At 67.2% G+C, this 12,398-nt stretch carries 11 protein-coding genes; 2 read left to right on the top strand and 9 right to left on the bottom strand.

Going from position 1 to position 12,398, the window contains the following annotated elements; translation table 11 throughout:
- Window positions 1–18 precede the first annotated feature (18 nt).
- The 5 genes from NX778_RS13790 to NX778_RS13770 form a co-directional block, all read right to left on the bottom strand.
- Window positions 19–360 carry a hypothetical protein gene (locus tag NX778_RS13790; RefSeq protein WP_258812325.1) on the bottom strand — a complete coding sequence of 114 codons (342 nt, stop codon included), beginning with the start codon at window positions 358–360 and terminating at the stop codon, window positions 19–21.
- A gap of 456 nt (window positions 361–816) precedes the next feature.
- Window positions 817–1,941 (bottom strand): lytic murein transglycosylase B, encoded by a 1,125-nt coding sequence (mltB, locus tag NX778_RS13785; RefSeq protein ID WP_258812324.1) that lies wholly within the window; start codon window positions 1,939–1,941, stop codon window positions 817–819.
- Window positions 1,938–3,914, bottom strand: coding sequence for a transglutaminase TgpA family protein (locus NX778_RS13780; RefSeq protein WP_258812323.1), 1,977 nt, complete (start codon window positions 3,912–3,914; stop codon window positions 1,938–1,940). The genes mltB and NX778_RS13780 overlap by 4 nt, the downstream gene beginning before the upstream one ends.
- Window positions 3,911–4,903: a DUF58 domain-containing protein gene (locus NX778_RS13775; RefSeq protein ID WP_258812322.1), complete on the bottom strand. Its 993-nt coding sequence runs from the start codon at window positions 4,901–4,903 to the stop codon at window positions 3,911–3,913. Before NX778_RS13775 ends, NX778_RS13780 begins: the two co-directional genes overlap by 4 nt.
- 9 nt (window positions 4,904–4,912) lie before the next feature.
- Complete coding sequence (locus tag NX778_RS13770) at window positions 4,913–5,833, bottom strand: AAA family ATPase (RefSeq protein ID WP_258812321.1); 921 nt, start codon at window positions 5,831–5,833, stop codon at window positions 4,913–4,915.
- Window positions 5,834–5,979: 146 nt separating this feature from the next.
- Between NX778_RS13770 and NX778_RS13765 the strand changes: the two genes are divergently transcribed.
- The gene (locus NX778_RS13765) at window positions 5,980–6,909 is read left to right on the top strand and encodes a histone deacetylase family protein (RefSeq protein ID WP_258812320.1); all 930 of its coding nucleotides are present in this window, start codon (window positions 5,980–5,982) and stop codon (window positions 6,907–6,909) included.
- Window positions 6,910–7,064: 155 nt separating this feature from the next.
- Here NX778_RS13765 and NX778_RS13760 read toward each other — a convergent pair whose 3' ends face one another.
- Window positions 7,065–7,259, bottom strand: a complete 195-nt coding sequence (locus NX778_RS13760; protein ID WP_258812319.1) for a hypothetical protein — start codon at window positions 7,257–7,259, stop codon at window positions 7,065–7,067.
- A gap of 155 nt (window positions 7,260–7,414) precedes the next feature.
- Here NX778_RS13760 and ylqF point away from each other — a divergent pair, with 155 nt between their 5' ends.
- Window positions 7,415–8,362 carry a ribosome biogenesis GTPase YlqF gene (gene ylqF, locus NX778_RS13755; protein ID WP_258812318.1) on the top strand — a complete coding sequence of 316 codons (948 nt, stop codon included), beginning with the start codon at window positions 7,415–7,417 and terminating at the stop codon, window positions 8,360–8,362.
- Here the strand turns inward: ylqF and NX778_RS13750 are convergent, their stop codons facing one another.
- The 3 genes from NX778_RS13750 to NX778_RS13740 form a co-directional block, all read right to left on the bottom strand.
- Entirely contained in the window at window positions 8,363–9,178 is an 816-nt protein-coding gene (locus NX778_RS13750; RefSeq protein WP_258812317.1) for a DODA-type extradiol aromatic ring-opening family dioxygenase, read from the bottom strand. It lies immediately after the preceding gene.
- A 65-nt stretch (window positions 9,179–9,243) separates the two neighbouring features.
- Window positions 9,244–10,167 (bottom strand): hypothetical protein, encoded by a 924-nt coding sequence (locus NX778_RS13745; protein WP_258812316.1) that lies wholly within the window; start codon window positions 10,165–10,167, stop codon window positions 9,244–9,246.
- Window positions 10,167–12,353, bottom strand: a complete 2,187-nt coding sequence (locus NX778_RS13740; RefSeq protein WP_258812315.1) for a M1 family metallopeptidase — start codon at window positions 12,351–12,353, stop codon at window positions 10,167–10,169. Before NX778_RS13740 ends, NX778_RS13745 begins: the two co-directional genes overlap by 1 nt.
- Between the last annotated feature and the right edge of the window lie 45 nt (window positions 12,354–12,398).

Raw genomic sequence — 12,398 nt, 5'->3', positions numbered from 1 at the left:
GACGCGTCGCTGCACGGCTCAGGACAGGTCTTCGCCGGAGCCCTTCGGCTCTTTCGGCTTGAACTGCTTGTCGCTGATGCGGAATTTGGCGCGGCGGTCACCCATCAGGTAACGCAGGTCGCGGATTGACAGGTCGCTCACTTCGTGCATGCGGATCAGCAGCGAAGCGCCCACCGGCAGGCGGTGGTGGCGGATTTTCGAAATCACCGGCGGCGCCACTTCCAAGGCACGCGACAGGGCGGCGTCGTTCTTCAGGCGCAGGTTCTCGATGAGCGTGTCGAGCAGGCGGTTCGGGTTGTATTGGAGCAGTTCATCCGATTCCGAATCGCTGTTCATGTCAATGCCGACTTGATTTGTCATGGTTCATTCCATCCTATTTTGGGGTTGCGGAACTCGCTGGCGGCGTTTTTCGATTTCCGGAAACACTTTTGATAATTTCTATTCAATTGTACAACTACTTCCAGTTTCCATTCCAACAACTGTATTTATTGGCGGAATCTTTGTCCCCTCTTGTTGTCTAAACGCAACAATAGCCGCAATGCAATTCTCTCACAAAGTCACTGAAAAAATAATTGTTTTTTTCTCAAATTGCAGTGTATGAGATTCCGCAGGAAACTGCCGCACAATTCAGCAAGTTCCTTCAAATCTGACAATATTGGCGGGGGTATGCGGAGAGCGCGGGAATTGGCGCTGTGGCACCGAGGGGGAATCTGAAGGATACTGGGGGGAGTATAACTTAATGCATGCTGGGTTTGCTACCCAAACAAGACAGTTGGTAGTTACAAATCATTACAAATCTTTCCGACTCAGCAATACTCATGCGCCCCTGGAAAGCTTGATCGCCTGCCCCAGATCAATGACGGACATAGCGTAGAAGTAACTGCGATTGTAATTTGTGATAGCAAAGAAGTTATCGTCAGCCACCCAGTATTCGGTGGGCTCGGCGCCGTTCTGCAAATCAACCAGGCCGTACAGCCGGTCGCTCGGCAAGGTGACCTGGGTGGTTACTCCGGCGGCCTGCAACTCGTCCGGCCGGTAACGCGCCGACAGCCCGCCGCCCAGCAGCCCCTCCCATGCGCGCGAGGGCGACACCTCGGCAGGGATGGCCCAGGGTCCGGCCAGCTTGCGGTTCCAGCCGAAGCGGGAAAGATAATTGGCCACGCTGCCAATGGCATCGGCTGCCGAGTTGGACAGGTCGATGCGGCCGTCGCCGTCGAAATCCACACCGTACTTCAGGATGTTACCCGGCATGAATTGGGTCATGCCGACCGCACCGGCAAAGGAGCCCGTCAGCGTCAGCGGATCGATGCCGGTATCGCGCGCCAGCAGCAGGGTGTTTTCCAGCTCGCTCCTGAAGAAGGCCATGCGATCGGCGCGGTTCGGCGTCTCGGGGTAAGCGAAGGCCAGGGTGGTCAGCGCGTCGAGCACGCGGAAGCGACCGGTGTCGCGGCCGTACAGGGTTTCGATGCCGAGCAGGCCGACGATGATCTCGGCCGGCACGCCATACTGCGATTCGGCGCGCGCCAGTGTGGCCGCGTTCTCGTCCCAGAAGCGCACGCCGGCGCGAATCCGGATCGGCTCGATGAAGCGGGCACGATAGGCTTGCCAGTTCTTCGGTTTGCCGGGCGGCGCCGGCTTGATCAGGTTGACCGCCGATTCGACGTAGCGCACCTGGCCGACCAGTCCTTCGAGCGCCGCACGGTCGAAGCCGTGCTTGGCCACCATGTCGTCCTCGAACTCGCGCACAGCCTGCCACTCGTTGAAGTTGACCTGTTCGCCTTCGACATCGATCGCCGGCTTGCGCGGCGGCGGGGCGGCCTTGCGCGGCTTGGCTTTGCCGGCCTTGGGTGCATGCGCGGGCTTGTGCTTCGGCGCCGCCTGAGCCTCCCCGATGGTACTGATGACGAACAGAGCGAGGCACAACGGAGCGAGCAATTTCATCGGAGCTGCGAGAGTAGTCGTTTGAGCTGCGTTACAAGATTGGCGTCATCGGCGCGCGGCCCGTAGCGGAACGCGCTGTAGCGGTGCAGGAATTCGGTGGCGGCGGCCTGGCGTTCGGGTGCAAGCGCGGAAGCGGACACACGTTCCGCAAACGCTTTTGGACCTTCGTCAATCGCGCGAGGCACGCCCAATTGACCGAGCCGCTTGCACAGCGCCGAGTATAGCGCATCGATCGGATCCAAACGACTGCGACGCCGCAACATCTCGCTTAAAAACAGGGCTGTGAACAAGATCGCAAGCGCGGCGCCGGTGCGCCAGTCGAACAGGCGCCGCTGCAGCGTGGCCAGCACGCTTTGCTGGCGTTCCGGCGTGTAGTTCAGCACCCACTGGTTCCAGCCGTTGTTGACCGCGTTCAGCGCGAAGCGCAGCTCCGCCAGCATGGGATTGTTGGACGATTCGAACTGCATCAGGCCGGCGATGCCGAACGGCGGCGATGGCGGCAGCGCGTGCGACAGGCCGCGCCGCACCCGCTCCGGCGCCACCGCCGCGGTCGGGTCGACCCGGGTCCAGCCGCGCCCGGCCAGCCAGACCTCGGCCCAGGCGTGGGCGTCGGACTGGCGCACCGTCAGGTAGCCGTCCAGCGGATTGAGCTCGCCGCCCTGGTAGCCGGTGACCACGCGCGCCGGGATGCCCGCCGCTCGCATCAGGAACACGAAGGCGCCGGCGTAGTGCTCGCAGAAGCCGGCGCGGGTCTGGTACAGGAATTCGTCGATCGAGTGCGCGCCCAGCGCCGGCGGGTCGAGCGTGTAGACGTAGTGCTCGTGCGCGAAACGGCGCAGCACGGTGGCGACACGCTGCGCCGGATCGGGCTCGGCGCGCAGCGCCACGCCGTCCGCCATCGCGCGCGGATTCAGGCCGGGCGGCAGCGCGAGCCAGTGGCCGGGCTGCTCCAGTTGCGGTCCCGCCTCCAGGCTGAATCGGGTGTACGAACTCACGTCGTAGCGCACCCGTTTGTCGAGCGGCTGAACCGTGGTCAGTTCGAACTCCGGCGTGACCAGTGCCCGGTTGTCCTCCAGCCGCGGCAGGCGGTCGGGCATCTCGAGTGCGAACAGCCAGTGCGCGCTGGACGGTTCCAGCGTGACCTGGTAGTGCAGCGGCTTGCCGTGCGCGGTCAGCGAGACCGCCTGCGGCTGGGTGGGTGGGAGCCGCGTGCGGGTCCAGTTCTGGCCGTCGAAAATGCTGAACACGGGGCCGCGCCAATACAGCAGCGTCTGGGCCGGCGGCGCGCCGTCGAACTTGACGCGGAACGCTACGTCGTCGGACTGGGCCAGGTGCGACATCAGGCCCGGCGCCATGTGGTCGGCCAGTCCGCCGTGGCCGCCGGCGCCGTCGGACGGCATGCCCCACAGCGGTCCCTGCACGCGCGGGAATACGATGAACAGCGCCAGCGCCACCGGCGCCGCCAGCATCAGCATGCGCGTGCCCAGCAGCAGGCGCGACTTCAAGGGCGGCACTTTGCCGGTGAACTGGAACGACACCAGCGCCGTGAGCAGCGCCAGCACCGAAGCCACCATCAGCAGCGCGGTGCCGATCGCTTGCGAGTAGAAGAAGTTGGTGAGCACCAGGAAGAAGCTCAGGAACACCACCACGAACAGGTCGCGCCGCGCGTGCATCTCCAGCGTCTTGAACGCGACCAGCAGCACCAGCATCGCCACCCCGGCATCGCGCCCGAGCAGGGTGTTGTAGCTGTGGACCACGCCCGCCATCGCCGCCGCCGCGACCGGCAGCAGCAACAGCGAGGAGGGCATGCGCCGCCCGAGCAGCGTGATCGTGGCGCGAAACAGCAGCGTGGCCGCGCACAGCAGCGTCACCCACAGCGGCAGGTGGGCCGCGTGCGGGGCCAGCACCAGCACGGTGGCCAGCAGCAGGAGCAGGGTGTCGGCCTTGTCGCGCGACAGCGGCGGCAGCGTCATCGCGGCGCTGTCCCGAACACGGCCAGCGCGCGCAGGCACTGGGCCTGGTGCGCCGCGCCCAGGCCCATGTCGTAGTGCTGGGCGCCGAGGCGGAAGGCATAGGGCAGGGCGCGCTGCTCGGCGTCCAGCACCCAGCGCGTCATGCGCGACAGGCGCAGTTCGAGATCGAGCTGGGGCGCAATCGCGGCGAAATCGATGACCAGCTGCTCGGCCGAGCCGCCGTCGAAATGCTTGGTCGCCAGCTGCCCGCCCAGCTCCGGGTCGAGGCGCGCGATCTGGCGCCAGGCCAGGTGGCGCAGCTGGTCGCCGGGCTGGTAGCCGCGCACGCCGGCGAAATCGTCGTCGCCGCTGCGCGACGGGCCTTCGCCGCGGCCATCGCCCACCATCGGCAGCGGCGGCGCCACCGGCTCCGGCGTGGGATAGGCCAGCACCGCCAGGTCCGGCTGCCAGTAGCTCCAGGCGCGGAACAGGCCGAGCGGGAAGCGGGTCGACAGCTTCACGCGCGGCGCGCGCATCCAGCCGCGCCGCTCGGCCGGCACCGACAGGGTGACGCAGGTGCTGCCCTGCGCGCCTACGTCGGCCATGCGCGGCGTGGCGGCGCTGCCCGCGAATTCGACCGCGATGGCGTAGCGCTCGCGCCTTGCCTGGTTCACCAGGTGCAGTTCGAACTGGGCCTGGTCGCCCGCGAACACATCGTGCGCGCGGCCCGGTCGCAGCAGCAGGTGCGCGAGGTTACGCCAGGTGAAGAACATGTCGACCAGCGCGCAGGCGCCGGCGGTGAAGGTGAGCGCGAAGCCGAGCCCGAGGTTGTAGTTGATCGAGCCGATCAGCAGCACCAGCAGCAGGCCGCCGAAGCCGATCCCGGCGCCGGTGGGCACGATGTACACGCGGCGCTGGCTCAGCACCACTTCGGCGCCGTCCTCGCGCAGCGCGCGTTCGGCCCAGGCCTCGGCCTGCTTGCGCACCCAGCTGGGCAGTGCGGCGGTCATCGCGCTTCCTTACACCGGCACCGATTTCTGCAGCTGCAGCACCAGGTCGCGGCTGGCCAGCGCCATGCCGTGCGCCGACTTCAGCGGCCGCAGGCGGTGCGCGCACACCGGCACCAGCACAGCCTGGATGTCTTCCGGGATCACGTGGTCGCGACCTTCCAGCGCGGCCCAGGCGCGACCGGCCTGCAGCAGCGCGATCGCGGCGCGCGGCGACAGCCCTTCGGCGAACATGCCGTTCTGGCGCGAGGCCAGGGCCAGCGCCTGCACGTAATCGACCAGCGCGCTGGAGGTGTGCAGCTTGCGCAGCGACTGCTGGGCGTCGGCCAGTTCCCCGGGGCGCATCGCCGGCACGATGTTCTTCAACATGCTGCGCCGGTCCTCGCCCATCAGCAGTGCACGTTCGGCCTGCGCGTCGGGATAGCCCAGCGAGAGGCACATCAGGAAGCGGTCGAGCTGCGATTCGGGCAGCGGGAAGGTGCCGACCTGGTTGGCCGGGTTCTGGGTCGCGATCACGAAGAACGGCTCGGGCAGGGCGCGCGTGACGCCGTCGGCGGTGACCTGGTGTTCCTCCATCGCCTCCAGCAGGCCGGACTGGGTCTTGGGCGTGGCGCGGTTGATCTCGTCGGCCAGCAGCACCTGGGTGAAGATCGGGCCGGGGTGGAACACGAAGCCGTTCTTTTCGCGCTCGTAGACCGAGATGCCGGCCACGTCGGCGGGCAGCAGGTCGCTGGTGAACTGCACGCGGTTGAAGCGCAGGCCCAGCGACAGCGCCAGCGCGTGCGCCAGCGTGGTCTTGCCGACGCCCGGCAGGTCCTCGATCAGCAGGTGGCCGCCGGCCAGCAGGCAGGTCAGCGCGAGGCGCACCTGCTGGTCCTTGCCGACCACGATCTGGGTGACTTCGCGGGCGGCGGCGTGCAATTTATTGAGCATGTAAGTGTTCCGTGGATCGTGCGAGTCAGGAGGGTGGCGTGGTAGATTAACGCCATTGCCACTCCATTTAGCCTTTTCGTCATGGCCGTTCCACCAGATTCTATGCGAGATCGCTCGTTCCGGGGCACACATACGGATGAGCAGGCATGACCACCGCGATTTACAGCCACCCGGATTGCCTGCGTCACGAAATGGGCGAGTGGCATCCCGAGAGCCCGGCCCGGCTGCGGGCCATCGATGACCAGATCATCCTTGCGCGCCTGCCTGGGCTGGTCGAGCAGCGCAGCCCGCCGCTGGCGGAGCTGGACGCGATCCGTCGCAACCATACGGAAGCCGCCATCGCGATCGTGCGCGACCATCTGCCGGAGCCCGGCAGCTACTATCCGATCGACGGCGACACCTCGCTGTGCAGCCATAGCTGGCAGGCCGCGCTGCGCGCCGCCGGCGCGGCGGTGGCGGCGACGGATGCGGTGCTGGACGGCGAGATCGACAATGCCTTCTGCTCGGTGCGGCCGCCGGGCCACCATGCGCGGCCGTCCACGCCGATGGGCTTCTGCCTGTTTAATAACGTCGCGATCGCGGCGCGCCACGCGCTCGATGTGCGCAGGCTGGAGCGGGTGGCGATCATCGACTTCGATGTCCACCACGGGAATGGCACGGCGGAGTCGTTTCACGGCGATCCACGGGTGCTGATGGCGAGCTTCTTCCAGCATCCCTTCTATCCGTACGGCGAACCGGAGCCGCTGACCGCGACCAGCGTCAACGTGCCGGTGCCGGCGTACAGCAACGGCGAGGCGGTGCGCAAGATCGTGGAAGAGAAATGGCTGCCGGCGCTGCATGCGTTCAAGCCGCAGATGATCTTCGTCTCCGCAGGCTTCGACGCGCACCGCGACGACGATATGGGCGGGATGGCGCTGGTGGAGGCCGATTATGCGTGGATGACGCGGCAGATCATGGCGGTGGCCAAGCAGCATGCGCAGGGGCGGATCGTCAGCTGCCTGGAGGGTGGATACAACTTGTCGGCGCTGGGGCGCAGCGTCGTGGCGCACTTGAAGGTGCTGGCGGAGCTGGACTGATCGAAGCCGGCACACACGCGTTACCGATACCACAAACAAGGTCGTCCCCGCGCAGGCGGGGACCCATGGAACGCTTGATTGGTGGCGCTGCAGCGGCCGGCCCGCACACTCAGCATGGGTCCCCGCCTGCGCGGAGACGACGGTAATGAAGCTAATTAACCAGCTTCTTGCAATGCCTGCGCCTTCTCCGCCGCAGTCAAACGCTTCCCGATCACGACCACCACCGGCATCTCCCGCGCTTCCGCGCTCACAGGCCCCTGCATTTTCCCTGCCTGCGCCAGCAGGGCCGCCGCGCAGATGAGCCCGAAGCAGACCATCAGCACCACCTCCATATGCCTGAACATTGCCATGTTGCGCTCCCTGGAATAGCCTCGCCGGGCGATATTTCCAGTTTGCCTCCGCGCCCACACCGCTTCTTGCCAAATCGCAAGCAATGCCATTCCCGGGGGACAAGGGCCCCGCTCCAAGTAAAATAGCGGTTTGATCGAGATTTTGAGAGCACAGCATGCCGATACAATGGTTCCCAGGCCACATGAACGCCGCCAAGAAGCAGGCGGCGGAACAGATGGAGAACACCGACCTGGTGATCGAAGTGCTGGACGCGCGCCTGCCGCAGGCGAGCAGCAACCCGATGGTCGAGCAGCTGCGCAAGTTCCGCCAGCGCCCCTGCCTGAAGGTGCTCAACAAGTCCGACCTGGCCGACCCCGCCGTCACCAGCCAGTGGAGCGCCTTCTATGACGCCCAGCCCGGCGTGACGGCGTACGCGATGACGACCAAGAAGCCGGCCGACGTGGCCCGCATCCCCGACATGTGCCTGAAGCTGGCGCCGCACCGCGGCACCGCCGAGAAGCCGCTGCGCATCATGATCATGGGGATCCCCAACGTCGGCAAATCGACGCTGATGAACGCACTGCTGAAAAAGCGCGTGGCCAAGGTCGGCGACGAGCCGGCCGTGACCAAGTCGCAGCAGAAGCTCTACCTCGGCCAGAACATGGTGCTGGTCGATACCCCGGGCCTGATGTGGCCGAAAATCGAGATGGACAGCGACGGCTACATGCTGGCGGCCAGCCATGCGATCGGCACCAACGCCGTCATCGAGGAGGAAGTGGCCGAGGTGCTGGCGACCCTGCTGCTGCAGCGCTACCCGCAGCTGCTGACCGCGCGCTACGGCTTGAAGACCGAAGGCATGGATGGCGTGGCCGTGATCGAAGGCGTGGCGGCGCGGCGCGGCTTCCGGGTGCGCGGCGGCGAGTTCGATTACGAGAAGGCCGCGCACACGCTGCTGCTGGACTACCGCACCGGCGCCCTTGGCCGCATCAGCCTGGAATCGCCGGAAACCCGCGCCGCCGCCGTCGCCGCGCACCAGGTCGAGATGGCGGAAAAAGCCCGCATCGCCGAAGAGAAGGCTGCGCTGAAGGCGGAAGAAGCCGCGCGCGGCAAGCGCGGCACCTGATTACGCTGCCGCTGCCCCGAAGCGGAAGCTCGACACCGCCAGGCTGCCGAAGAAGTCGTCCTCATGATAGGCGAGGGCGGCCGGTTCGCGCTCGGCCGCGCCCAGCGCCACCATCAGCGGCATCAAGTGATCCTCGCGCGGATGCGCGGCGCGCGCGCCCGGCGCTTCGCTCCAGCGCAGCAGGGCGGCGCTGCGTTCCAGCGGATCGAGGTCGAGCATGGCGTGGCGCAGCCAGTCGTCGAACGCGTGCGAGGCTTCGCGCCCGGCGGCCCCGAATTGGCGCAGGTTGTGGTACGACAGACCGCTGCCGATGATCAGCACGCCCTCGTCCCTCAGCGGCGCCAGCGCGCGGCCGGCGAGGATGTGTTCGAGCGGATCGTAGCCCTGGCGGATCGACAGCTGCACCACCGGCATGTCGGCCTCCGGATAGACCGGGTACAGCATCGAGAAGGTGCCGTGGTCGAAGCCGCGCTGCGGATCGACGCCGCTGGTCAGCCCGCTGGCCGCGAGCAGCGCCGCCGTGCGTTCGGCCAGGGAAGGCTGGCCCGGCGCGGGATAGCTGATCTGGTAGGTGTGCGGCGGGAAGCCGCCGTAGTCGTAGATCATGCCCGGCGCCGCGCTGGACGAGGTGATGAAGCCGGGCGCCTCCCAATGGCTGGTCACGACCAGCACCGCCTTCGGCCGCTCGCCGACCTGGCGCCGCATGTCAACCAGCGAAGCCTCGAGCTTGTCGTAGGCCGGGCCGAACTGGTCCTTCATCCACGGCCACGGGCCGCCGCCATGCGAGACGAAATAGGTGGGAAAGCGGGCTGTCATGGTCGGCTCCTCGTGCGGCTAAGAAGTCTCATCTTAGCGGAATCGGTGACAGCCCGCCGGACGCGTCAGCGCATGGGACGGATCAGCTCAAGCATGGCGAACAGGCGTGCGCCGCGCATCCAGCCCAGCGCCACCACCGCCAGCTGGGTGAGCAGGAAGGCGCCGATGAAGCCCGCAACGCCGAGCGGGGCCACGTTCAGCCGCGCCACCGCCAGCAGGCCAGCAAGCACGAGGCCGGCGAGGGTGATGCCGAGGTAGATCCCGAGCGTGGCGAACGGCCGGCGCAGCACCAGCCTGAAGCCCTGCCACCATGCTTTCACCGCCGACTTGCGGCGGCGGTCGCTGGCCAGCACGGCGCGGCCGGCGTCCAGGCTGGCGTCGGCGATCACGAACAGCAGCGCGACGATGCAGGTGGCCAGCAGGCGCGCGTGGCTCGCGTCGGATTCGAGCACCGCCTTGGCGCCGTAGACTTTGGCGCCGGCGAAGGCGCCGGCCGCGATCCCGGCCACGATCCCGAGCGGCACGATGGCCCACAGCAGCATGCGCAGCAGGCGCGGATACTCCTGCACGCCACCGACGAACAGCGAGCCGAAGCCCGGCGTGCCGGCGGCGCGCGCGGCCTGGATCGTCATCCCCGCCAGCAGCGGCGACAGCAGCAGCGTGAACGCCAGCGCGAGCAGGCTGCCATTGCCGATGCCGGTGCCGGCGCGGCCGTTGGCTACGGTCAGGTCGCTGATGGTGTTCAGGTCGAGCGCGGTCGCGAGCTCCGGCGAGTGCACCGAAAAGTTCAGGCTCGCGGCCAGCAGCTGCATCACCGGCATCGTCGCGACGACGGTCGGCAGCAGCAGGAGCGCGGTCCACAGCAGCACCAGGCGCCACTGCAGCGCGGCGCGCACCGCGCGCAGCACGGCGGCAGCCTTGGCAGGCTTGGCCGGCGCGGCGGCCACCCCGGTTGCTGCCGGGGTCTCGGTTTGGATGGTGGCGTTCATCATACGGTCGCAATCAGGGAAAGGATCAGTTGGGCGAGGGCGGCGAAGTCGAAGCCCCAGCGGTGCGCGGCGCTGCCGTCGGCCTTGAGCGTGCGGCTGTTATCCAGCCGGCTGGCGTCGATGTAGTACAGGCCCTTCGGATCCAGTTCGGCCGATACCGCCTTGGCGGGCTTGAGCCAGGTGAACTTGTGGAAGCGCTCGTTGGCGGTCCACTGCACCGTCTCGCTGCTGCCGTCGTCGAACTTGACCAGCAGCGTCTGCGGCACGATCGCGGCGTAGTGGCGCACCGTCACCGTGGTCAGGAAGGGGTAGGGGCCGCCGCTCTTCGCTTTCGGGTGCGCCTTCTTCCACGCTTCGTGCGCCGCCTCCGCTTTCTTGTCGGCGTCCTTGCCCGTGGTCTCGACCCATTTGCCGCCCACCTCGGCGGTGCCGGGCTGCGGCGCCTGTTCCACGCTGGTCAGGGAGGTGAGGCGGTCGTCGACCTTGTTGGCGCTGTAGACGTGCAGGGCGAAGGCCTGCTCGACCACGTCGCGCTGGCCTGTCACTTCGGCCAGCGTTTCGCGCAAGTCGGCGCTGCTGGGGTGGCGGAACTTCCAGCGCCGGTAGTATTCCTTGAACGCGCGCTCCATCGCCGGCTTGCCGACCTTTTCCTCCAGGTCGCGCATCACGGTCGCGGTGCGCGTGTAGACCGGTCCGATGGTCTGCAGGCGGTCCCACGCATGCTGGCCGAGCGGGTCGGCCGGCTCTTCGCGCGCCGATCCGCCACGTTCGTAGTCGAACACCTTGAATTTCGGCGCGAAGCCGAGCGCCTTGAGCAGCGGGGTGGTGGCGTGGATCGGGCGGTTCTGGTCGCGCATCATGCGCATGTCCCAGTATTCGTTCAGGCCCTCGTCGAGCATCGGCTCCTCGAACTCGTTCGATGCCAGGATGCCGTAGAAGTAGCCGTGCCCGAACTCGTGGATGGTCACGAAGTCCAGCATGTCGGCGGTGAGCGTGCCCGGTTCCACCTTGGCATAGCCTTCGGCGGTGAAGAAGGTCGGGTACTCCATGCCGCCCGCCTCGGTCGCGTTATGTGGCGGGATCACCACCGTCAGCGTCTTGTACGGATACGGGCCGAGGGTGTTGGAGAAGTAGGTCAGCGAATCCTTGGCCGCCTTCAGCGCCGGCGCTGCGCTGGCCACGTACTCCTTCGGGTACAGCACGCGCAGCTTGACCTGCGGGCTGCCCGGATTGGTCCAGGTGTCCTCCAGCGGCGCGCCGCTGTTCTTGTCCGCGGTCCAGGCGAAGTCGTGGACGTCGTCCTGCACGTAGTGGTGGGTCAGCATGCCGTTCTTCTCCACCGGCGCGCCCTGCAGCTCGCCGACGGCGCCGACCACGTAGTCCTTGGGCGCGCTGATCTTCACGTCATAGCTGCCGAAGTCCGCGTAGAACTCGGAGTACAGGTGGAACTCGTGCGCATTCCAGCGCGGTGCGGTGGCGCCGCGTTCGCCCGGCAGTTCCAGCACGCCGATCTTCGGGAACCACTGCCCGACCAGGTGGAAGCTGTCGAAGTAGCCGGTGCGCGCGATCACGCGCGGCAGCTGGGTCAGGAAGTCGATGTCGAGCGTGGTCGACGCGCCCGGCGCGACGGCCTGCGGCAGGTCGAAGCGCACCACGGTGTGGTCGGTGGCCGGGCCGTTGTCGGGATGAACGAAGGTCCAGGGCACCTTGGCGCCGCCTTGCGCGACCTGGCTCAGCGCGATGTGGCCCCACTCGCCGTCCTTGATGTCCACGCCCGAGCGGAAGGCGGCCGCCTCGTTGCGCATTTCGGTGAAGAAGGTGCTTTGCTCGCCTTCGAAGGCGTTCATGTAGAGGTGCAGGTAGACGCTCTTCACCGGCTGCTGGCTGCGGTTGCGCCAGGTGAGCTTCTCCTTGCCGGTCACGGTGTGCTGCTTCGGATCGAGCGTGGCCTCGATCTCGTAGCGCACCACGCGGTCCGACAGCGTGGGCTCGTTGCCGCTGCGCGGGCCGCCCCAGGCGTCGGCGCTGCTTGGCGCCACGACCGCTGCGGCGCCTGGAGGCGCCAGCGCGATCGCATCGGGGCTGGCCACCGGCGCGGGCGGGGCCGCGCCCTGGTGCACTACTGCCGCTGCAAGGCCGGCGGCGAAGCATCCCGCCGCCAGCGACGTCTTCACGATACGTCTCATGCATCCTCCAGTTTGGGCTTGTCGTTTTTGTAAGCAATGCAATAT

The organism is Massilia terrae (genome assembly GCF_024753145.1).
Classification (GTDB): domain Bacteria; phylum Pseudomonadota; class Gammaproteobacteria; order Burkholderiales; family Burkholderiaceae_D; genus Telluria; species Telluria terrae.
This window is presented reverse-complemented; position numbering and strand designations above follow the sequence as displayed.

What these genes read in the sequence shown, in the direction of transcription:
- NX778_RS13790 (WP_258812325.1), bottom strand. Translation starts at nt 360, where the DNA reads ATGACAAATCAAGTCGGCATTGACATGAACAGCGATTCGGAATCGGAT.
- mltB (WP_258812324.1), bottom strand. Translation starts at nt 1,941, where the DNA reads ATGAAATTGCTCGCTCCGTTGTGCCTCGCTCTGTTCGTCATCAGTACC.
- NX778_RS13780 (WP_258812323.1), bottom strand. Translation starts at nt 3,914, where the DNA reads ATGACGCTGCCGCCGCTGTCGCGCGACAAGGCCGACACCCTGCTCCTG.
- NX778_RS13775 (WP_258812322.1), bottom strand. Translation starts at nt 4,903, where the DNA reads ATGACCGCCGCACTGCCCAGCTGGGTGCGCAAGCAGGCCGAGGCCTGG.
- NX778_RS13770 (WP_258812321.1), bottom strand. Translation starts at nt 5,833, where the DNA reads ATGCTCAATAAATTGCACGCCGCCGCCCGCGAAGTCACCCAGATCGTG.
- NX778_RS13765 (WP_258812320.1), top strand. Translation starts at nt 5,980, where the DNA reads ATGACCACCGCGATTTACAGCCACCCGGATTGCCTGCGTCACGAAATG.
- NX778_RS13760 (WP_258812319.1), bottom strand. Translation starts at nt 7,259, where the DNA reads ATGGCAATGTTCAGGCATATGGAGGTGGTGCTGATGGTCTGCTTCGGG.
- ylqF (WP_258812318.1), top strand. Translation starts at nt 7,415, where the DNA reads ATGCCGATACAATGGTTCCCAGGCCACATGAACGCCGCCAAGAAGCAG.
- NX778_RS13750 (WP_258812317.1), bottom strand. Translation starts at nt 9,178, where the DNA reads ATGACAGCCCGCTTTCCCACCTATTTCGTCTCGCATGGCGGCGGCCCG.
- NX778_RS13745 (WP_258812316.1), bottom strand. Translation starts at nt 10,167, where the DNA reads ATGAACGCCACCATCCAAACCGAGACCCCGGCAGCAACCGGGGTGGCC.
- NX778_RS13740 (WP_258812315.1), bottom strand. Translation starts at nt 12,353, where the DNA reads ATGAGACGTATCGTGAAGACGTCGCTGGCGGCGGGATGCTTCGCCGCC.